This window comes from Streptomyces radicis, assembly GCF_003626575.1.
GTDB lineage: Bacteria > Actinomycetota > Actinomycetes > Streptomycetales > Streptomycetaceae > Streptomyces > Streptomyces radicis.
This window is the reverse complement of sequence record NZ_RBDY01000022.1, coordinates 1-23605: the sequence shown is the minus strand read 5'-3', so window position 1 is coordinate 23605 and position 23605 is coordinate 1. Positions and strand designations below refer to the sequence as shown.

Genomic DNA, 23605 nt, shown 5'->3' with positions numbered 1-23605 from the left:
GGATACTCCAGCCTTCAGGCCGGGGAGGAAACGAGGCTCCTGCGGGGCAGGGCAGGGGAAGGCGAATCGCCGCCAGGGCGATTCGGCGTCCACGGCCACCGGTCGACACCCTTGGCTCACATGGGAGTTGATAGGGTGTGAGGCGTGGCGCGGCAGGTCAAGCGGGCGTTCAGGTACCGCTTCTATCCCACGGGCGCGCAGGCGGCGGAGTTGTCGCGGACGTTCGGCTGTGTGCGCCTGGTGTACAACAAGGCGCTGGAGGAACGCACGCGCGCCTGGTACGGCGAGCAGCGGCGGGTCTCCTACGTGGAGTCGTCGGCGATGCTGACCGGATGGAAGAAGACCGAGGGACTGGCGTTCCTGACGGAGGTGTCCTGCGTCCCGCTCCAGCAGGCGTTGCGTCACCTTCAGACGGCCTTCACCAGCTTCTTCGCCAGGCGGGCCGGGTACCCGCGCTACAAGTCGCGGAAGAGGTCGAGGGCGTCGGCCGAGTACACCCGGAGCGCCTTCACGTGGCGTGATGGGCGGCTGATGCTGGCGAAGATGTCCGGGCCGCTGGACATCCGCTGGTCGCGTCCGCTGCCCCAGGGGGCGGAGCCGTCCACCGTGACCGTCTCCCGTGACGCGGCGGGCCGCTGGTTCGTGTCCCTGCTGTGCGAGGACACCGTCACCGAGGCCCCCGCCACGGGCGCGGCGGTCGGCATCGACGCGGGCATCACGTCCCTGGTGACCCTGTCCACCGGGGAGAAGATCACCAACCCCCGGCACGAGCGGCGTGACCGCGTGCGCCTGGCCCGCGCACAGCGCCAGCTGTCCCGCAAGGCGAAGGGCTCGAACAACCGCGAGAAGGCCCGCCGCAAGGTGGCCCGGGTTCACGCCCGGATCGCCGACCGGCGCCGGGACTTCCTCCACAAACTCACCACTCGGCTCGTCCGTGAGAACCAAACGGTCGTGATCGAGGACCTCTCCGTCCGCAACCTGCTGAAGAACGGCCGTCTCGCGCGCGCCATCTCGGACGCGGCCTGGACGGAACTGCGCTCCATGCTGGAGTACAAGTGCGCCTGGTACGGGCGTGAACTCGTGGTGATCGACAGATGGTTCCCCAGCTCCAAGCTGTGCGGGGCCTGCGGCACGGTCCGCGAGAAACTGCCGCTGAACGTCCGGACATGGACGTGTGACTGCGGCGCGGTGCACGACCGTGACGTGAACGCGGCACGCACCATCCTGGCCGCCGGGCTGGCGGCAGCAGCCTGTGGAGACGGTGTAAGACCTCAACGGGAGTCCTCCCGGACACGGCAGTCGTCGATGAAACAGGAACCCCAGCGGGCGACCGCTGGAACCCCCCGCCTTTAGACGGGGGAGGAAGTCAAGGGGTGATCTGCACCTTACTGTGGTCTCCGAGGATGAAGCGGTGCGCCCTCGGCGTGCGGCCCGCGCGCGTGAGCTGCACCATCCTGCCGATCAACGACGCCTCGATGCGCCCCACCCCCTCGATCGACGCGCCCTCGAGCACGATGGAGAACTCGATCTCGCTGCCGTCGATCACGCAGTTGTCGGCGACCGACGTGGAAGGGCCGATGTAGGAGCCGGTCACCGTGGTGCCCGCGCCGATCACCGCGGGGCCCACGATCCGCGACTGGGAGACCACGGCGCCCGGCTCGATGCGCACCCGCCCGATGATCTCCGTCTCGGCGTCCACGGTGCCCCGCATGCACGGCTCCACCGTCTCCAGGACCGAGCGGTTGACCTCGAGCATGTCGGTGACGTTGCCCGTGTCCTTCCAGTAGCCGGTGATCGTCGTCGAACGCACCGTGCGGCCCTGGTCGATGAGCCACTGGATCGCGTCCACGATCTCCAACTCGCCGCGCGCCGACGGGGAGATGGCCCTGACCGCGTCGTGCACGGCCGGGGTGAACAGGTAGACGCCGACCAGCGCCAAGTCGCTCGCGGGCTTCTCCGGCTTCTCCTCCAGGCGCACCACGCGGCCGCTGTCGTCCAGTTCCGCCACCCCGAAGACCCGCGGGTCGTCGACGTGGGTGAGCAGGATGTCGGCGTCGGGGCGGCGCTCGTGGAACTCGCGTACCACGTCGTTGATGCCGCCGACGATGAAGTTGTCCCCCAGGTACATCACGAAGTCGTCGTCGGCCAGGTACTCGCGCGCCACGAGCACCGCGTGCGCGAGGCCGAGCGGGCGGTCCTGCGGGATGTAGGTGACCTCGGCGCCGAAGTCGCCGCCGTCGCCGACCGCGGCGCGGATCTCCGCGGCGGTGTCCCCGACGATGATGCCGATGTCCGTGATGCCCGCGTCGACCAGCGACTCGATGCCGTAGAACAGCACCGGCTTGTTGGCCACCGGGACGAGTTGCTTGGCGGCGGTGTGCGTGATCGGCCGCAGCCTGCTGCCGGTACCGCCTGCGAGTACGAGTGCTTTCATACTGGTTCTGCCCTTGCCCTGCCTCGACCCCCGTGGAAGCGAACGGGGCGTACGCGCCTTCGCCGTGACGGGGGAGGGACACGGCCTGCGCCGTGCCGCGTGGAACGCTGAGCCATACGCGAAGCTACGTGGGCGCCATCGCCGGGCGAAAGCCCCTAATGCCCGCGCCCCGGCTCCCGAGGCACCGCCCACCACAAGGACAGTGGGTCATAGGGGTTCCACAGCGGACGGGGGTCGGCTACTCTCCCCGCCGCCCCGGGGGCCGAATCCGCGCGAACTCGCCCGTGTCCAAGGCCGTGAGTCCAAGGGTTTGAGACGCCCGCGCCCCCTGTTCGGACGCCCCCCGCAGGGGTGCGTAGGGGGTTGTTGCGCTCGTCGGCGCGGTCGGAGACTGGCGCGGTAATCGTGGCTGGGACCGGCCGTTCCGGCTGGTGAGAGGCCGGCACACAGGATGCGAAGGCGGCATTGGCGTGGCGGACGAGGCGAAGCTCAGGGACTACCTGAAGTGGGTCACCACCGATCTCCAGCAGACGCGGCAACGGCTGCGTGAGGCCGAGAGCCGCGCGACGGAGCCGATCGCGATCGTCGGCATGGGCTGCCGTTACCCCGGTGGCGTCGACTCGCCCGAGGCCCTGTGGGAGCTGCTCGCCCGCGGCGGTGACGCCGTCTCGGGCTTCCCCGCCGATCGCGGCTGGGACGTGGAGGGCCTCTACGACCCCGACCCCGACGTCCCCGGGACCAGCTATGTCAGGGAGGGCGGCTTCCTCGACGCCGCCGGGGCGTTCGACCCCGGCTTCTTCGGGATCTCCCCGCGCGAGGCGCTCGCCATGGACCCGCAGCAGCGGCTGCTGCTCGAGACCGCGTGGGAGGCCGTCGAACGCGCCGGGATCGACCCGTCGTCGCTGCGCGGCAGCCAGACCGGCGTCTTCGCCGGCGCCTCGCCCTCCGGCTACGGCGCCGGGGTGTTCAACGCCCCCGCGGGCGTCGAGGAGTACGCCATGACGGGCAGCGCGGTCTCGGTGATCGCGGGCCGCGTCGCCTACGCCCTCGGCCTCGAGGGCCCCACCGCCACCGTGGACACCGCGTGCTCGTCGTCGCTCGTCGCCTTGCACATGGCGTGCCAGGCGCTCCGCCAGGGCGAGTGCTCCCTCGCGCTCGCCGGCGGCGTCACCGTGATGGTCACGCCGGGCGCGTTCACCGGGTTCAGCCGCCAGCGCGGTCTCGCGCCCGACGGCCGCTGCAAGTCGTTCGCCGCCGCGGCCGACGGCACCGCGTGGGGCGAGGGCGTCGGCGTCCTGCTGGTGGAACGCCTCTCCGACGCCCACCGCCTCGGCCACCCGGTCCTGGCCGTGGTGCGCGGCTCCGCCATCAACTCCGACGGCGCGTCCAACGGCCTCACCGCCCCCAACGGGCCCGCCCAGCAGCGGGTGATCCACCAGGCGCTCGCCCAGGCCAGGCTCTCTCCCGCCGACATCGACGCCGTCGAGGCGCACGGCACCGGCACCGTGCTCGGCGACCCCATCGAGGCCCAGGCCGTCATCGCCGCCTACGGGCAGCACCGCGAGCGGCCCCTGCGCCTCGGCTCGGCCAAGTCCAACCTCACCCACACCCAGGCCGCCGCCGGGGTCGCGGGCGTCATCAAGATGGTCATGGCCCTCCGCCACGAGCTGCTGCCCAGGACCCTCCACCTGGACGAGCCGACCCCGAAGGTCGACTGGGCCGCGGGTCGGGTCGCCCTGCTCGCCGAGGCCGAGCCCTGGCCCGCCGACCCCGAACGTCCCCGCAGGGCCGGGATCTCCTCCTTCGGCGTGAGCGGCACCAACGCCCACACCATCATCGAGGAGGCCCCCGCCGCCCCCGAGCGCGAGACGCCCAGGTCGGCCGCCGCCCTGCCCGCCGTGCCGGTGGCGCTCTCGGGCCGCACCGGGCGCGCCCTGGCCGACCAGGCGACGCGCGTGCTCGAACACCTCAACGCCCACCCCGAACTCCCGCTCGCCGACGTGGCGTTGGCCAGCACCACCGCAAGGGCCGCGCTCGAGCACCGCGCCGTCGCCGTCGTCCCCGACCGCGCCGCCCTCCTCGCCGCGCTGCGCCACCTCGCCGACCACCCCGCGCCCGACGGCGGCACAGGGCTCACCGTCCACGACATCGCCACACCCGAGGGCGAAGCCCCCGCGGCCCTGGCCGTCGGCACCACCGAGCCGGGGCGGCTGGCGTTCCTCTTCTCCGGCCAGGGCAGCCAGCGCCTCGGGATGGGCCGCGCGCTGTGCGCGACGTTCCCCGCCTACGCCGAGGCGTTCGACGCCGTGTGCGCCCGCTTCGGACTGCCCGTGCGCGAGGCCGTGTTCGGCGCCGACGACGCCCTGCTCGACCGGACCGAGTACGCCCAGCCCGCCCTGTTCGCCGTCGAGGTCGCGCTCTTCCGGCTCGTGGAGTCCTGGGGCCTGCGCCCCGACCTGCTCGCCGGCCACTCCATCGGCGAGATCGCCGCCGCCCATGTCGCCGGGGTGCTCTCCCTCGACGACGCCTGCGCCCTGGTCGCCGCGCGCGGCCGACTCATGGGCGAGCTGCCGCCGGGCGGCGCGATGGTCGCCGTGCGCGCCGCCGAGTCCGACGTCGCGCCGCTGCTCGCCGAGGCGGGGGACGTCGACATCGCCGCCGTCAACGGCCCCGCCTCCGTCGTCATCTCGGGTGACGAGACGGCCGTCCTCGCCCTCGCCCGGCGGTGGAAGCACAAGCGGCTGCGCGTCAGCCACGCGTTCCACTCGCGCCTGATGGACCCGATGCTCGACGAGTTCCGCGCGGTCGCCGAGTCGCTGACCTACCACCAGGCCCTGATCCCCGTCGCCGGGCTGCCCGAACGGGTCGACGCCCGGCACTGGGTCGGGCACGTCCGCGACGCCGTCCGCTTCCACGACTCGCTGCGGTGGCTGCGCGCCGAGGGCGCCACCGCGTTCCTCGAGATCGGCCCCGACTCCGCCCTCGCCACCCTGGCCGACGGCACCCCCCTGCTGCGCTCGGGACACCACGAGGTCGCCACCGCGCTCCTCGGCGTGGGCGCCCTGGCCACCCGCGGCTTCGCCCCCGACTGGCGCGCGGTTCTGGCCGGGACCGGCGCCCGCCCCGCGGACCTGCCCACCTACGCGTTCCAGCGCGAGCACTACTGGCTGTGCGCCGACGCGCTGCCGCCCGGCGACCCCGCCGCCATCGGCCTCACCCACCCCAACCACCCGCTGCTCGGCGCCGCCGTCGAGCTGCCGGACGCCGACGGCTACCTCTTCACCGGGCGCCTGGCCGCCGAGAACCTCCCCTGGGCCGCCGGGCACCGCGCCGGGGACCACGCCGTGCTGCCCGGCAGCGCCTTCCTCGAACTCGCCGTCCGCGCCGGGGACGAGGTCGGCTGCGCCCGCGTCGAAGACCTCACGCTCACCGCGCCGCTCGCCCTCCCCGACGGCGGCGGCGTCGCCCTCCAGGTCACCGTCGGCGCCCCCGGCGAGGCGGGCACCCGCCCGCTGAGCATCCACTCCCGCCGCGAGAACAGCGGCGACGAGTGGACCCGCAACGCCACCGGCATTCTCGCCCCCACCGCGGGCGAGCCCGTGTCCCTCACCGCCTGGCCCCCGCCCGGCGCCCGCCCCGAAGGCCCTGGCCGCTGGCGCGACGGCACCCACACCTACGCCGAGGCCGAGCTGCCCGAGGGCCACGCCGCCGACGACTTCCTGCTGCACCCGGCGCTGCTGCCCGCCGCGCTCCGCGAGGAGCGCGGCGCCTGGTCGTGGTCGGGCGCGTCCGTCTTCGCCACGGGCGCCACCTCCGTCCGCGTCCGCGTCACCGCGCTCGCCGACGACGCCGTGGCCCTGGCCGTCGCCGACGCCGAGGGCGCGCCCGTCGCCTCCGTCGAGCGGCTGACCCTCCGCCACCTCGACGCCACGGCCGTCCCCGGCGGCCACCACCCCTCGCTGTTCCGGGTCGAGTGGGCGCCCCTCGCCCTGCCCGACAGCGCCGCGGACGCCCATGAAGCGGACGCCCACGACGACGCCGCGGTCAGGGTCGTCGAGGTCGCCCCCGCGCCCCCCGGTGGCACGGGCGCCGATGTGGTGGCCCATGTGCACGCCGAGGTGGCCCGCGCGCTGGCCGTCCTGAAGGACCAGGACGCCGAACGCCTCGTCTTCCGCCTCACCCCGGGCGACCTCGCGGGGGCGGCCGTCGCGGGCCTGGTCCGCTCCGCCCAGACCGAGGACCCGGGCCGCCACGTCCTGGTCGAGGCCGAGCCCGGCGCCCGGCTGCCCGCCGGGGCGCTCGCCGGTGGCGAGCCCCAACTCGCCCTGCGCGAAGGCCGCGTCGAGGTCCCCCGGCTCACCCGCGTGCCCGCCGCCGCCCCGCGGCCGCCCGCGCTCGACGGCACCGTGCTGCTCACCGGCGCGTCGGGACGGCTCGGCGGCCTGCTCGCCGCGCACCTCGCCCGCCACCACGGCACCCGCGCGCTCGTCCTCGCCAGCCGCCGCGGCACCCTCCCCGAGGGGCTCGCGGCCGAGCTGGCCGAGCTCGGCGTCACCGTCCACGCCGCCGCGTGCGACGTCGCCGACCGCGCCGCGCTCGCCCGGCTGCTCGCCGAGGTCCGCGTCGACGCCGTCGTCCATGTCGCGGGCGTCCTCGACGACGGCGTGGTCGCGTCGTTGACGCCCGAACGCGTCAGCGCCGTCCTTCGCCCCAAGGTGGACGCCGCCTGGCACCTGCACGAGCTGACCGCGGACCTCGACCTGTCGGCGTTCGTGGTGTTCTCGTCGGCCGCGGGCGTGTTCGGCGGCGCGGGCCAGGCGGGTTACGCCGCCGCCAACTCCTTCCTCGACGCGCTGATGGCCCACCGCCGCGAGCGCGGCCTGCCGGGGCAGTCGCTGGCCTGGGGCCTGTGGGAGCGGGGCGGCATGGCCGACGGCCTCGACGAGGCCGACCTCGCCCGCATGGCCCGCGCCGGGGTCGACGCCCTGCCCGTCGCCGAAGGCCTCGCGCTGTTCGACACGGCCATCGGCGTCGACGCCCCCGTGCTGCTGCCCATGCGCCTTGACACCCACCGGCTCACCGCGGGATCCGTCGCCCCGCTGCTGCGCACGCTCGTCACCGGCACCGCGCGCCGCGTCGCCGCCGACCGCACCTCGGGCCTGTCGCTCGACGGGCTCTCGCCCGCCGAGGCCGACCGCGTGCTCGTCGACCTGGTCCGCACCCGCGTCGCCGCGGTCCTCTCCTACGCGGGCCCCGACGCGGTCTCCCCGCGCCGGGCGTTCGGCGACCTCGGCTTCGACTCGCTGACCGCGGTCGAGCTGCGCAACCAGATCACCGCCGCCACCGGGCTGCGGCTGCCCGCCACCCTGATCTACGACCACCCGACGCCCGTCGCCCTGGCCGAGCACCTGCGCTCCGAGATCATCGGCGCGGACGCCGACCCGGACCACGGCCACGGGCACAGGGCCGCCGCCGTCGCGCCCGTGGACGACGACCCGATCGCGATCGTGGCCATGAGCTGCCGCTTCCCCGGCGGCGTCAGGAACCCCGAGGACTTCTGGGACCTGCTGGCCGCGGGCAAGGACGCGGTCGGCGACTTCCCCGACGACCGCGCCTGGGACATCGACTCCCTCTACGACCCGGACTCCGAACGGGCGGGCACCAGCTATGTGCGGGCCGGTGGATTCCTCTACGACGCGACGGAGTTCGACCCGGCGTTCTTCGGGATCTCCCCGCGCGAGGCGCTGGCCACCGACCCCCAGCAGCGGCTGCTGCTCGAGACCACGTGGGAGGCGTTCGAACGCGCGGGGATCGACCCCGAGACCCTGCGCGGCAGCCGCACCGGCGTCTTCGCCGGGACCAACGGGCAGCACTACGCCCCGCTGCTGTGGAGCTCGCCCACCGAGGGCATCGAGGGCTACCTGGGCACCGGCAACGCCGCCGCCGTGCTCTCGGGCCGGGTCGCCTACACCTTCGGCCTCGAGGGGCCCGCGGTCACCGTCGACACCGCGTGCTCCTCGTCGCTCGTGGCCATGCACTGGGCCGCCCACGCGCTGCGCCAGGGCGAGTGCACGCTGGCCGTCGCGGGCGGCGTCACCGTGATGTCGACGCCCGGCGCGTTCGTCGAGTTCAGCCACCAGCGCGGTCTCGCGCCCGACGGCCGTTGCAAGGCGTTCGCCGCCGCCGCCGACGGCACGGGCTGGGGCGAGGGCGCGGGCGTCGTGCTGCTCGAACGCCTCTCCGACGCGCGCCGCAACGGCCACCCGGTCCTCGCGGTGCTGCGTGGCTCGGCGGTCAACCAGGACGGCGCGTCCAACGGACTGACCGCCCCCAACGGCCCCTCGCAGCAGCGCGTCATCCGGCAGGCGCTGGCCAACGCGGGCCTCGCCGCCGCCGACGTGGCCGCGGTCGAGGCCCATGGCACGGGAACGACGCTGGGCGACCCCATCGAGGCCCAGGCGCTCCTCGCCACCTACGGCCGAGGCCGGGACGCCGAACACCCGCTGTGGCTCGGCTCGGTGAAGTCCAACATCGGCCACACCCAGGCCGCCGCGGGTGTCGCCGGGGTCATCAAGATGGTGATGGCGATGCGCCACGGCGTTCTGCCGCCCACCCTGCACGTCGACGAGCCGTCCCCGCACGTGGACTGGTCGGCGGGCGAGGTCAGGCTCCTGACCGAGGCGAGGCCGTGGGGCGAGGGGCCGCGCCGCGCGGGCGTGTCGTCGTTCGGCGTCAGCGGCACCAACGCGCACACCATCATCGAGCACGTCCCGCAGCACGTCCCGCAGCACGTCCCCCAGCGCCTTCCCGAGGACGCGACCGCGGCGGGCGAGGACCCGCGGCCCCCCGCGCCCCCCGTGCTGCCCTGGGTCATCTCCGCCCGCTCGCCGAAGGCGCTCGCCGACCAGGCGCGGCTGCTGGCCGAGCACACGGGCGAGCACGACCCGGCCGACATCGCCTCCTCGCTCGTGACCACCCGGGGGCGGATGGCGCACCGCGCCGTCGTGCTCGGCGCCGACCGGCCCGAACTCCTCGACGGGCTACGGGCGTTGGCCGACGGCACGCCCGGCGCGCCCGGGGCGATCAGCGGCGAGGTCAGGCAGGAGGCGCGGCTCGCCCTGCTGTTCTCCGGGCAGGGGAGTCAACGCCTGGGCATGGGCCGGGAGTTGTACGACGCGTTCCCCCGGTACGCGGAGGCGTTCGACGCGGTGTGCGGCCGCTTCGAACTGCCCCTGCGCGACGTGGTGTTCGGCGAGGACGCCGCGACCCTCGACCGCACCGAGTACACGCAGGCCGCGCTGTTCGCGGTCGAGGTGGCGCTGTTCCGGCTGGTCGAATCCTGGGGCGTCACACCGGAGTTCCTCGCGGGCCACTCGATCGGCGAGATCGCCGCCTCGCACATCGCCGGGGTGCTCTCCCTCGACGACGCCTGCACGCTGGTCGCCGCCCGCGGCCGCCTGATGCAGGCCCTGCCGCCCGGCGGGGCCATGGTCGCCGTCCGCGCCGCCGAGTCGGAGGTGCTGCCGCTGCTCGCCGCGGGAACGGACATCGCCGCGGTCAACGGCCCCGAGTCCGTGGTCCTCTCGGGCGACGAGGAGGCCGTGCTGACCCTGGCCACGCTGTGGAAGCACAAGCGGCTCACCGTCAGCCACGCGTTCCACTCCCACCGCATGGACCCCATGCTCGACGACTTCCGCAAGGTCGCCGAGACGCTGACCTACCACCGCGCGCGCATCCCCGTCGCGGGACAGCCGGAGACCGTGGAGGCCGCCTACTGGGTGCGGCACGTGCGCGACGCCGTCCGCTTCCACGACGCCGTCGAGTCCCTGCGCGACCTGGGCGCCACCGACTTCCTCGAGCTCGGCCCCGACGCCGCCCTGACCGCCATGGGCGAGGACTTCGTGCCCACCCTGCGCTCCGGCAGGCCCGAGGCCCGCGCGCTGCTCGCCGGGCTCGCCCGCGTCCACACCCGCGGCGTCGCCGTCGACTGGGCCTCGCTCACCCCGGGCGCCCGCCGCGTCGACCTGCCCACCTACCCGTTCCAGCGCCAGCGCTACTGGCCCCAGCCGCTCCCCGCGACCGGCGGCGATGTGACGACCATCGGCCTCGAACCGGCCGACCACCCGCTGCTCGGCGCCGCCGTTCCCGTGGCCGACGACGACGGATGCCTCCTCACCGGGCGCCTCTCGCTGCGCACCCACCCCTGGCTCGCCGACCACGCCGTCTCCGACACGGTCCTGCTGCCCGGCACCGCCATGCTCGAACTCGCCCTGCGCGCCGGGGAACACGTCGGCTGCGACCGGGTCGACGAGCTGACCCTCGAGGCGCCGCTCGTGCTGCCAGAGCGCGGCGGCGTCGCCCTCCAGGTCTCCGTCGGCGCCCCCATGGACGGCAGGCGTCCCATCGCGCTCTACTCGCAGACCGACCGCGGCGGTTGGGCCGACGAGGAGTGGACCCGCAACGCCAGCGGCTTCCTCGCCACGGGCACCGCCACGGCCGCCCCCGACACCGGGGCCTGGCCGCCGCCCGCCGCCGAGCCCGTGGACGTCGAAGGGCTCTATCCCGGGCTCGCCGCCGCGGGCTTCGGCTACGGTCCCGTCTTCCGAGGGCTGCGCGCCGCGTGGCGCCGCGACGACGAGGTGTTCGCCGAGGTCGCCCTGGAGCAGCGCGCCCAGGGCGACGCCGCCAGGTTCGGCCTGCACCCCGCGCTCCTCGACGCCGCCCTGCACGCCGTGAGCCTCGGCACCCTGCTCGAGGACACCGGGCAGGGCAGGCTCCCGTTCTCCTGGAACGGCGTCACCCTGCACGCCACGGGCGCCCGCACCCTCCGCGTCAGGCTCTCGCCCGCCGGGCCCGACACCGTGCGCCTGGCCGTCACCGACGGCGCGGGACAGCCCGTCGCCTCCGTCGACTCCCTGGTGATGCGACCCGTCGCCCCCGAGGCGCTGCGCGCCGCCCGCGCCTCCTACCACGAGTCCCTGTTCCGCCTCGACTGGGCGCCGCTGCCGCCCGGCGCGGGCGCGCCCGTGGGCTGCGCCGTCATCGGCACCCAAGGCCCCGGCCTCGACGGCCTTGGCCCCTCCGCCCCCGACCTGGCGTCCCTGGCCACCGTGCCCGAGGCCGTGCTCGTTCCCGGCGTCGGCGGCACGCCCCGCGAGGCGACGCACCGCGCCCTGGCCGTCGTTCAGGAGTGGCTCGCCGACGAGCGCTTCGCCGACCGCCGTCTCGTCGTCGTCACCCGCGGCGCGGTCGAGCCGCACGACGGCGGGCCGACCGACCTCGCCCACGCCGCCGCCTGGGGCCTGGTGCGCAGCGCCCAGTCCGAGCACCCGGGCCGCATCGCCCTGGTCGACATCGGCGACGAGGACGCGGCGACCGCGCTGCGGGCCGCCCTGCCGCTGACCGCGACCGAGCCCCAGCTCGCGCTGCGCGGCGGCACCGCCTACGCCCCGCGCTTCGCCCGCGTCGCCGAGGCAGGCGATGACCACACCGACCACACCCCCGACTTCGGCGGGCGCGTCCTGATCACCGGCGCCTCGGGCACCCTCGGCGGACTGCTGGCCCGCCACCTGGTCGCCCGGCACGGCGCCCGCGACCTCGTGCTGGTCAGCCGCCGCGGCCCCGAGGCCCCCGGCATGGCCCGACTCGCCGACGAGCTGGCCGCGTCGGGCGCCACCGTGACCGTGCGGGCCTGCGACGTCGCCGACCGGGACGCCGCCGCGGCCCTCATCGCCGAGCTGCCGCCCACCGCGGTCCTGCACACCGCGGGCGTGCTCGACGACGGCGTCGTCACCGCCCTCACCCCCGAGCGGCTCGACACCGTCCTGCGCCCCAAGGCCGACGCGGTCACGCACCTGCACGAGCTGACCGCGCACCTGGACCTCACGGCGTTCGTCGTGTTCTCGTCCGTCGCCGGAACGTTCGGCGGCGCGGGCCAGGGCAGCTACGCCGCCGCCAACGCCCACCTCGACGCCCTGGCCTGGCGGCGCCACGCCGACGGGCTGCCCGCGCTCTCCCTCGCGTGGGGCCTGTGGGCGGGCGGCGGCATGGGCAGCGGCCTCGACGCCGCCGACCTGGACCGCATGACGCGCGCCGGGGTCGCGGCCCTGTCGCCCGACGAGGGCCTCGCCCTGTTCGACGCCGCGCTGGCCGACGGCGCCCCCGTGCTGATGCCGATGCGGCTCGACCTCGCCGCCCTGCGCGCCCACGGACATGTCGCGCCCCTGCTGCGCGGCCTCGTCAAGTCCAGGGCGCGCAGGGCGCGCGAGGCCGACGCGGGCGCCGCCGACTCGCTCAAGCAGCGCATCGCCGGGCTGCCGGAGTCCGAGCGCGAACAGGCCCTGCTCGACCTGGTGTGCGCGTGCGCCGCCGGGATCCTCGGGCACGCGGGGGCCGAAGCGATCGACGAGGCCCAGCCGTTCACCGACCTGGGGTTCGACTCGCTCACCGCGGTCGAGCTCCGCAACCAGCTCAGCGCGGGCACAGGGCTGCGGCTGCCCGCCACCCTCGTCTTCGACTACCCCACGCCCCGTGCCCTCGCCGCCCAGCTGCGCGGCGAGATCCTGCTCGACGGCGTGCCGAAGGTGGTGCCTGGGCTGTCCGAGCTCGACCGCCTCGAAGCGGCCCTGGCCGGAGCGGCCCTCGACGACGAGGCCCGCTCCGCCATCGACGCCCGACTGCGGGACTTCCTCGGCCGGTGGAACGCCGCCCAGGCCAGGGAGCACACCGACGTCGAGGTGGAGTCCGCCGACGCGGACGAGCTGTTCGACCTGATCGACAAAGAACTGGGACTTTCCTGACCCGGCGACGGGCCAGAACTGTGGTTGAGGAGTGGGTTGGTGGCGGACGAGGGCAAGTTGCTCGACTACCTCAAGCGGGTCACGGCTGATCTGCGGCAGGCGCGCCGGCGCCTGGAGGAAGCCGACGCCAGGGACAACGAGCCCATCGCGATCGTCGGCATGAGCTGCCGCTACCCCGGCGGCATCCGCACCCCGGAGGACCTCTGGGAGCTGGTGTCGGCCGGGGGCGACGGCGTGTCCGCGTTCCCGACCGACCGCGGCTGGGACACCAGGGCGCTCACCGACGAGGGCTACACGGGCGAGGGCGGATTCCTCTACGACGCTGCCGACTTCGACCCCGCGTTCTTCGGGATCTCCCCGCGCGAGGCGCTCGCCATGGACCCGCAGCAGCGGCTCCTCCTCGAGGTCTCGTGGGAGGCGTTCGAACAGGCGGGGATCGACCCCACCACCGCGCGCGGCAGCCGCACCGGCGTCTTCGCGGGTGTCATGTATCACGACTACCTGGCCCGCCTGGTCGACGTCCCCGAGGGCGTCGGGCAGCACCTCGGCAACGGCAACGCCTACAGCGTCGCCTCGGGCCGCGTCGCCTACACCATGGGACTCGAGGGCCCAGCCGTCACGATCGACACGGCCTGCTCGTCGTCGCTCGTCGCCCTGCACCTGGCCGCCCAGGCGCTCCGCAAGCGCGAGTGCGACCTCGCCCTCGCGGGCGGCGTCACCGTCATGGCGACCCCCGGACCGTTCCTCGACTTCGGCCAGCAGCGCGGCCTGGCCCGCGACGGCCGCTGCAAGTCGTTCGCCGCCGAGGCGGACGGCGTCGGCTGGGGCGAGGGCGCGGGCATGCTGCTGGTGGAGCGCCTCTCCGACGCCCAGGCCAAGGGCCACCGCGTCCTCGCCGTCGTCCGCGGCTCGGCCGTCAACCAGGACGGCGCGTCCAACGGACTGACCGCCCCCAACGGCCCCTCGCAGCAGCGCGTCATCCGCCAGGCCCTCGAGTCCGCCCGCCTCACCACCGGGCAGATCGACATCGTCGAGGCCCATGGCACCGGAACGACGCTCGGCGACCCCATCGAGGCCCAGGCGCTGCTCGCCACCTACGGCCAGGACCGCGACGAGCCGCTGTGGCTCGGCTCGTTCAAGTCCAACGTCGGCCACACGCAGGCCGCGGCGGGCGTCGGCGGCGTCATCAAGATGGTCATGGCCATGCGCCACGGCGTCATGCCCCGCACCCTCCACAGCGAGGACCCCTCCCCGCACATCGACTGGTCCGCGGGGAACGTCAAGCTCCTCCAGCGGGAACGCCCCTGGCCCGTGACCGGCAGGCCCCGCCTCGCCGCCGTCTCCTCCTTCGGGATCAGCGGCACCAATGTGCACACCATCCTGGAGCAGGCCCCCGAGCCCGCCCCCGCCGAAAACGCCGATGAGTCCCAGGGCACTTCGGGCCCCCGCCCCGCCGAGGTGGTGTGGCCGCTGTCCGCGCGGGACGCCGCCGCCCTGCGCGCCAAGGCCGACCAGCTGCGCTCGTTCGTCGCCGACCACCCCGACCTCGACCCCGTCGACCTCGCCCACGCCCTCGCCACCACCCGCGCCGCGCTCGACCACCGCGCGGTGCTCTCGGGGCGCGCCCTCGCCGACCTCACCGCGGGGCTCGACGCGCTCGACACCGCCGTCACCGGCGGCAAGCTGGCGTTCCTCTTCACCGGCCAGGGCAGCCAGCGCCCCGGCATGGGCCGCGACCTGTACGACGCCCACCCCGTCTACGCCGAGGCGTTCGACGAGGTGTGCCAGCGGTTCGAACTCCCCGTCCGCGACGTCGTGTTCGGCACCGACGCCACGCTGCTCGAACGCACCGAGTACGCCCAGCCCGCCCTCTTCGCCGTCGAGGTCGCGCTCCACCGCCTCTTCGCCTCCTGGGGCGTGCGCCCCCACTTCGTCATGGGCCACTCGATCGGCGAGATCGCCGCCGCCCATGTCGCCGGGGTGCTGTCGCTCGACGACGCGTGCACGCTGGTCGCCGCGCGCGGCCGCCTGATGGGCGCGCTGCCCGAGGGCGGCGCGATGGTCGCCGTCCAGGCGCCCGAGTCCGAGGTGCTGCCGCTGCTGAGCGAGGGGGTTGATCTGGCAACGGTCAACGGCCCCTCGTCCGTCGTGCTCTCGGGCGACGAGGAAGCCGTGCTGGCCCTGGCGGAGCGCTGGGAGCACAAGCGGCTGCGGGTGAGCCACGCGTTCCACTCGCACCTGATGGACCCCATGCTGGAGGAGTTCCGCCGCGTCGCCGAGGGCCTGACCTACGCCGCCCCGCGCGTCCCGCTGATCTCCAACGTCACGGGACAGCCCGTCACCGCCGACGCCGACCACTGGGTGCGGCACGCCCGCGACGCCGTCCGCTTCCTCGACGGCATGCGCTGGCTCGAGGAACGCGGCGTCACCTCCTACCTCGAACTCGGCCCCGGCGGCGTGCTGTCCGCCCTCGGCCAGGAGTGCGTCACCGAGGGCAGGTTCACCGCCGCGCTGCGCGAGGACCGCTCGCCCGTGGCCGCCCTCGCCCGCGTCCACGCCGAGGGCGCGCCCGTCGACTGGCCCGCGTTCCTGGGCGCGGCCGCCCGCCCGGCCGAGCGCGTCGACCTGCCGCTCTACCCGTTCCAGCGCACGCGCTACTGGCTCGAACCGCCCGCCACCTGGGTCGGCGACATCGGCGCCGCTGGCCTGACCGCCGCCGACCACCCGCTGCTCGGCGCCACCGTCGCGCTCGCCGACGCCGAGGGCTCCCTCCTCACCGGGCGCCTCTCCCTGTTGTCCCACCCCTGGCTCGCCGACCACGCCATCGGCGGCACCGCCCTGCTGCCCGGCGCCGCCATGGTGGAGCTGGCCATCCGCGCGGGCGACCAGGTCGGCTGCGACCTCGTCGACGAGCTCACCCTCGAAACGCCCCTGGCGCTGCCCGCGTCCGGCGCGGTCGTGGTGCAGGTCGCGGTCGGCCCGCCCGACCCGGCCGGGCGACGCCCGCTGACGCTGCACTCCCGCCCCGAGGGCACCGACGACGCCTGGATCCGGCACGCCTCAGGCACCCTCGCCACCGGCGCGCCCACCGGCGACCACCTCGCCGAGTGGCCGCCCACGGGCGCCGAGGCCGTCGACATCGAAGGGCACTACGACGCACTCGCCGACGGCGGGTTCGGCTACGGCCCCTCCTTCCGCGGCCTGCGCGCGGCCTGGCGGCGCGGCGACGAGGTGTTCGCCGACCTCGCCATCGACCTCCCCACCGCGGGCTTCGGACTGCACCCCGCGCTGCTCGACTCCGCGCTGCACGCCATCGGACTCGGCGCGTTCCTCGGCGACGGCGCCCACCTGCCGTTCTCGTGGTCCGGCGTCTCCCTCGCCGCCACCGGCGCCACCGCCGCCCGCGTCCGCCTCGCCCCGGCGGGGAACGGCGCCATCGCCCTCACCCTCGCCGACGCCACCGGCGCCCCCCTGGCCTCGGTCGACGCGCTCGTCCTGCGCCCCCTGACGGACCGCACCGCGCAACCTCCCGCCGCCGACGCCCTGTTCGCCCTCGACTGGGCCCCCGTCCGGCTCAGCGTCGGCACCATCGATACCCCGGGCACCCCCGGCACCTGGCACACCCTCGCGCCCGGAGCGGCGGCCGAGCCCGTGGACGCGGCGGACCCCGCCGACGCCATCCTCATCCCCGTCCCCCCGCACGACTCGCCCGTCGCGGGCGCCCACGCCGAGACCGCCCGCGCCCTGCGCCTCCTCCAGTCCGAACGCCTCAACGCCACCCGCCTGGTCTTCCTCGTCACCCCCGGCGACCTCACCGGCGCCGCCGTCTCCGGCCTCGTGCGCGCCGCCCAGGCCGAGGAGCCGGGCCGCCTCACGGTGATCGAGGGCACCGAGGACGAGGCGACACCCGAGCTGCTCGCCGCGATCCTGGCCTCGGGCGAGCCCCATGTCGCCCTCCGCGACGGCCAGGTCCTCGCCCCGCGCCTGACCCGCGCCCGCGAAACGGCCGACCCGAGCGGCGCGTCGTTCACCGGCACCGTCCTGGTCACCGGCGCCTCCGGCTCCCTCGGCGCCCTGGTGGCCCGCCACCTCGTCACCGCCCATGGCGTCACCGACCTGCTGCTGGTCAGCAGACGCGGCACCATAGCCGAAGGACTCGGGGACGAGCTCACCGCGCTCGGCGCCGAACGCGTCACCGTCGCCGCCTGCGACGTCGCCGACCGCGACGCCCTCGCCACCCTGCTCAACGCCCACCCCGTGGACGCCGTCGTCCACACCGCGGGAGTCCTCGACGACGGCGTGGTCGCGTCGTTGACGCCGGAGCGCGTCAGCGCCGTCCTGCGCCCCAAGGCCGACGCCGTCTGGAACCTCCACGAGCTGACCCGCGACCGCGACCTGTCCGCGTTCGTCGTCTTCTCCTCGGCCGCGGGCGTCTTCGGCAACGCGGGCCAGGCCAACTACACGGCCGCCAACGCCTTCCTCGACGCGCTCGCCCGCCACCGCCGCGAACTGGGCCTGCCCGCCCAGGCGTTGGCGTGGGGGCTGTGGGATCGGGCCGGGATGTCCGACGCCCTTGACGGCGGCGACCTCGGCCGCATCACCCGCTCCGGCGTCGGCGCGCTCACCCCCACCGAGGGCCTCGCCCTCCTCGACACCGCCCTGGGCAGGGACGACGCCGTCCTCGTCCCCATGGCCCTCGACCTGGCCAGGCTCCGCGCCGAGGCCGCCTCGGGCGCCCCGCTCTCGCCGCTCTTCCGCGGCCTGGTCCGCACCCGCGTCCGCCGCGTCGTCACCGATGTCACCGGCGCCGTCGGCGTCTCAGGACTCGCCGGGCTCTCCCCGGCTGACCAGCTCAAGGAGCTCCTCGCCCTCGTCCGCGCCCAGGTCGCCGCCGTGCTGGCCTACGCCTCGCCCGACGACGTGGAGGCGGGCCGCGCCTTCGGCGACCTCGGCTTCGACTCGCTCACCGCCGTCGAGCTCCGCAACCGCGTCTCCGCCGCCGCCGGAATCCGGCTGCCCGCCACGCTCGTCTTCGACTACCCCACGCCCACCGCGCTGGCCCGCCACCTCCGCGACGAACTCACCGGCGGCGACGACCCGGCGCTCCCGGCCCCCACCGCGACCGCGCCGACGGACGAGCCCATCGCCATCGTCGGCATGGCCTGCCGCTTCCCCGGCGGCGTCAGGTCCCCCGAGGACCTATGGCGGCTCCTCACCGAGGGCGGCGACGCCATCTCCGAGTTCCCCGCCGACCGCGGCTGGGACGTCGAGCGGCTGTATCACCCCGACCCGGACCACCCGGGCACCAGCTATACGCGCGAGGGCGGATTCCTGCATGACGCGGGGGAGTTCGACCCGGCGTTCTTCGGGATCCCGCCCCGCGAGGCCATGGCGATCGACCCACAGCAGCGGCTGCTGCTCGAGGCGTCGTGGGAGGCGTTCGAACGCGCCGGGATCGACCCCGCGGCGCTGCGGGGAAGCCGCACCGGCGTCTTCGCGGGCGTCATGTACCACGACTACGCCGCGCTGCTGGAGAACACCCGCGACAACGTCGAGGGCTCCGTCGGCTCGGGCGGCACCGGCAGCATCGCCTCAGGGCGCGTCTCCTACACCTTCGGCCTCGAAGGCCCCGCGGTGACCGTCGACACGGCGTGCTCGTCGTCGCTTGTCGCCCTGCACCTCGCCGCCCAGGCGCTGCGCCAGGGCGACTGCTCGCTTGCGTTGGCGGGTGGGGTGACGGTGATGGCGACGCCGGGGACGTTCGTCGGTTTCAGTCGTCAGCGGGGGTTGTCGGCCGATGGGCGGTGCAAGGCGTTCTCGGATGCGGCGGATGGTGTGGGGTGGGGTGAGGGTGTGGGGATGCTGCTGGTGGAGCGGCTTTCGGACGCCCGGCGGCTTGGTCATCCGGTGGTGGCGGTGGTGCGCGGCTCTGCGGTGAACCAGGATGGCGCGTCGAATGGTCTGACCGCGCCGAATGGTCCTTCTCAGCAGCGGGTGATCCGGCAGGCGTTGGCGTCGGCTGGTCTGTCGGCGTCCGATGTGGATGTGGTGGAGGGGCATGGCACGGGGACGTCGTTGGGTGATCCGATCGAGGCTCAGGCGTTGTTGGCGACGTATGGGCAGGGCCGCTCCGTGGGGCGTCCTTTGTGGTTGGGGTCGGTGAAGTCGAACATCGGTCATACGCAGGCCGCCGCCGGGGTGGCGGGTGTGATCAAGATGGTGATGGCGATGCGGCATGGGGTGTTGCCGCGTTCGCTGCACGCTGATGCTCCGTCGTCGCATGTCGACTGGTCGGCGGGCGCGGTGGAGTTGCTGGCGCAGGCGCGTCCTTGGGACGCGACGCGGCCGCGCCGGGCGGGTATCTCCTCGTTCGGGATCAGTGGCACCAACGCCCACACCATCATCGAAGAGGCCCCCGCCGCCGAGGAGCCGGAGCCCGAACGGGTTGAGCCCCCGCTGATCCCCCTCGTCGTGTCCGGCGCGACCCCGGCCGCCCTGCGCGAGCAGGCCGCGCGCCTGGCCCATGTGGACGCGCCACTGCTCGATATGGCCTACTCCACCGCGACTTCCCGCGCCGCCCTCGAACACCGCGCGATCGTGACCGTCTCCAGCCGCGACGAGCTGGTCGAAGAGCTCACCGCCCTTGCCGAGGACCGCTCCACGGCCACCAGGGGCGTTCGCTCCAGCGGGCGCCTGGCGTTCCTGTTCTCCGGGCAGGGGAGCCAACGCCTGGGCATGGGCCGGGAGTTGTACGGGGCGTTCCCGGTGTATGCGGAGGCGTTCGACGCGGTGTGCGAGCGCTTCGAACTCCCCGTCAAGGATGTGGTGTTCGGCGAGGACGCGGACCTGCTCAACCGGACCGAGTACACGCAGATCGCGCTGTTCGCGGTCGAGGTCGCTCTCTATCGCCTGATCGAATCGTGGGGCGTCAAGCCGGACTTCCTCGCCGGTCACTCGATCGGCGAGATCGCCGCCGCGCATGTCGCGGGAGTGCTGTCCCTTGACGACGCGTGCACGCTGGTCGCCGCGCGTGGTCATCTGATGGGGGCGCTGCCCGAGGGCGGCGCGATGGTGGCGGTCCAGGCGCCCGAGTCCGAGGTGCTGCCGCTCCTCACCGACGGCATGGACATCGCGGCGGTCAACGGCCCCGACTCCGTTGTCCTTTCGGGCGACGAGCAGGCCGTGGTCGAGCTGGCCCGGCGCTGGAAGCACAAGCGCCTACGCGTCAGCCACGCGTTCCACTCGCACCTGATGGACCCGATGCTGGATGAATTCCGGTCGGTGGCCGAGTCGTTGACCTTCCACCCGGCCCAACTGCCCATCGCGGGCCAGCCGGGGACCGTCGACGCCGAGTACTGGGTGCGGCACGTCCGCGACGCCGTCCGTTTCCACGACGCCACCGAGTGGCTGCGCGCCGAGGGTGTCACCACGTGGCTCGAGGTCGGCCCCGATGGCGTGCTGTCCGCCATGGCCGACGGCGTGCCCCTGCTCCGCTCCGGGCGCTCCGACGTCCGGACGCTGCTCAACGCGGTGGCGCACGCGTTCGTCCACGGTGCCCCCGTTGACTGGTCGGCGTTCTTCGCCGGAACGGGTGCCCAACGCGTCGACCTGCCGACCTATGCCTTTCAGCACCAGCGGTTCTGGCCCCGCGCTTCGGGGTGGACGGGCAGTGTGACCGCCATCGGCATGGGGGCCACCGACCACCCGCTGCTGAGCGCGGCCACCAGCCTGGCCAGCGGCGAAGCGGTGCTGTTCACCGGCCGCGTCTCCGTCGAGACACACCCCTGGCTGGCCGATCACATGATCTCGGGAACCGCTCTCCTGCCGGGCGCCGCCATGGTGGAGCTCGCCGTCCGCGCGGGTGACCAGGTGGGCTGTGACCTGGTCGATGAGCTGACCCTCGAGGCGCCGCTCGTCCTCCCGGAGCGCGGCGGCGTCGCCGTCCAGGTCGTCGTCGACACGCCCGACGCGTCGGGGCGCCGGACCCTCGGGCTGTACTCCCGCCCCGAGGACGACGAGGTGTGGACGCGGCATGCGAGTGGCGTGCTGGCGTCGTCGTCCGGTGGGGTGGCGGGTGAGGGGTTGGTCGAGTGGCCTCCTTCGGGTGCGGTGGCGGTTGAGCTGGGTGGGTTCTACGAGGGTTTGGAGTATGGTCCGGCGTTTCGGGGGTTGCGGGCGGCGTGGCGTCGTGGGGATGAGGTGTTCGCCGAGGTCGCCGTCGATGAGGCGGCGGGCTTCGGGTTGCATCCGGTGCTCCTCGACTCCGCCCTGCACGCCATCGGCCTCGGCGACTACTTCTCCGACACCGGGCGTCTGCCGTTCGCCTGGTCGGGCGTCTCGCTCGCGGCCTCCGGTGCCGCCGCCCTCCGGGTGCGCATCGCCCCGGCAGGACCCGACGCGGTGGCCCTGACCCTGGCCGACACCGAGGGCCTTCCGGTCGCCACCGTCGGCTCCGTCGTTCTGCGCCGACTCACGGCCGAGATCGCGCCGCGCGGACACCACGAGTCGCTGTTCGCCCTCGACTTGACCCCCCTGACCCTGGACGTCCCGGCGACGTCCGAGGCCGCCACCGCCGAGATCACACACATCGAGCCCGGCCACCCGATCGAGTCCACGCATGCGGAGGTGGTGCGTGTGGTGGGGTTGTTGCGGGGGGAGCGTTCGGGTCCTTTGGCTGTGGTGGTGCGGCCTGGGGATCTGGTGGGTGCCGCGGTGGCGGGTCTGGTGCGTTCGGCGTGGTCGGAGGAGCCGGGGCGTTTTCTGTTGGTCGAGGGTTCGCCTGATGAGGTGTCGGCGGAGCTCGTCGCGGGTGCGTTGGCGGCGGGTGAGGGTCATGTCGTGGTGCGAGACGGGGAGTTGTCCGTTCCCCGCCTGACCCGCGTTCCGATCGGCGGCGAGCCGACCGAGCCCTTCCGCCCCGACGACCGCATCCTGATCACCGGCGCCAATGGCGCGTTGGGCGGCCTCGTCGCCCGGCACCTCTTCTTCACGCATGGCGTCCGGCACCTCGTTCTCGCCAGCAGGCGCGGCGGCGCCGACCCGGTGGCCGTCCGGCTGCGCACCGAGCTGGCCGACGCGGGCGCCGATGTCTCCCTGGTGGTCTGCGATGTCGCGGACCGCGCCGCGCTGGCCGACGTCCTCGCGAGGTTCCGTGGTCTCACCGGCGTCATCCACACGGCGGGTGTGCTGGACGACGGTGTGGTGGCGTCGTTGACGCCGGAGCGGGTCAGCGCCGTGCTGCGCCCGAAGGTGGACGGCGCCTGGAACCTGCACGAGCTGACCGCCGAACGGCCCCTGCGCCACTTCATCCTCTTCTCCTCGGCCGCGGGCGTCTTCGGCAACGCGGGTCAGGGCAACTACGCGGCGGCCAACGCGTTCCTCGACGCGCTCGCCCGCCACCGTCGTGAACTCGGCTTGCCTGCCCAGTCGTTGGCGTGGGGGCAGTGGGCCACGGGTATGACGGGCCGGAACACCGGTGAGGCGTTGCCCGATGACGAGGGCCTGCGGCTGTTCGACACCGCCCTCGGCATCGACAACGCCGTCCTCGTGCCGATGCGTCTCGATCTGGCCGCGCTGCGCGGGGCCGAGGTGGCGCCGGTGCTGCGCGGCCTGGTGCGCGGACCCGTGCGGCGCAGCGTTCGCGCGTCGGCCGCCGCGAGCGGGGTCCTCGGACGGCTGGAGACGCTGTCGGCGGCCGACCGCCACCGCGCCCTGCTCGACATCGTCCGCACGGAGGTCGCGGCGGTCCTGGGGCACGCGGGTCCGGCGGATGTGGATCCCGAACGGGCTTTCACCGACCTGGGTTTTGACTCGTTGAGCGCGTTGGAGCTGCGGAACCGCCTCAACGCGGCGACCGGCCTGCGCCTGCCCTCCACCCTTGTCTTCGACTACCCGACCGCCCTTGCGCTGGTCGACCAGCTGCTTGAGCAACTCTTCGGCGCCGCCGAGGAGTTGGCGAGCGCCCCGGTCGCCGTCGTGGACGACGAGCCGATCGCGATCGTGGGGATGGCGTGTCGTTTCCCGGGGGGCGTGGCGTCGCCCGAGGAGCTGTGGCGGCTCGTCGCCGAGGAGACCGACGCGATCACCGGCTTCCCTGCCGATCGTGGTTGGGATGTCGAGCGGCTGTATCACCCTGACCCGGACCACCCGGGCACCAGCTATACGCGCGAGGGCGGATTCCTGCATGACGCGGGGGAGTTCGACCCCGACTTCTTCGGGATGTCACCGAGGGAGGCCATCGGAACGGACCCGCAGCAGCGGTTGTTGCTCGAGGCGTCGTGGGAGGCGTTCGAGCGTGCGGGGATTGATCCTTCGGGGTTGCGGGGGAGTCGTACGGGTGTGTTCGCGGGGGTGATGTATCACGATTATGCGC

The 23605-nt window shown here is 74.4% G+C and carries 3 protein-coding genes and 1 pseudogene; 3 read left to right on the top strand and 1 reads right to left on the bottom strand.

From position 1 onward, the window contains the following. Positions 1 to 144: 144 nt before the first annotated feature. Positions 145 to 1353, top strand: a complete 1209-nt coding sequence (locus D7318_RS23290) for an RNA-guided endonuclease InsQ/TnpB family protein (RefSeq protein WP_120699144.1) — start codon at positions 145 to 147, stop codon at positions 1351 to 1353. Between the two features lie 13 nt (positions 1354 to 1366). Here the strand turns inward: D7318_RS23290 and D7318_RS23285 are convergent, their stop codons facing one another. Continuing rightward, a complete protein-coding gene (locus D7318_RS23285) occupies positions 1367 to 2434 on the bottom strand; it encodes a glucose-1-phosphate thymidylyltransferase (RefSeq protein WP_120699143.1) in 1068 nt (355 codons plus the stop codon). A gap of 470 nt (positions 2435 to 2904) precedes the next feature. Here D7318_RS23285 and D7318_RS23280 point away from each other — a divergent pair. Together D7318_RS23280 and D7318_RS23275 are read left to right on the top strand one after the other, a co-directional pair. After that, positions 2905 to 13233: pseudogene (locus D7318_RS23280) on the top strand (SDR family NAD(P)-dependent oxidoreductase); the annotation flags it as partial. Between the two features lie 39 nt (positions 13234 to 13272). After that, on the top strand, positions 13273 to 23605 hold a 10333-nt coding region (locus D7318_RS23275), incomplete at its 3' end, for a type I polyketide synthase (protein WP_120699141.1).

Bases quoted from the DNA above. Each gene is read 5' to 3' on its own strand.
- D7318_RS23285 (WP_120699143.1), bottom strand. From the start codon at position 2,434: ATGAAAGCACTCGTACTCGCAGGCGGTACCGGCAGCAGGCTGCGGCCG.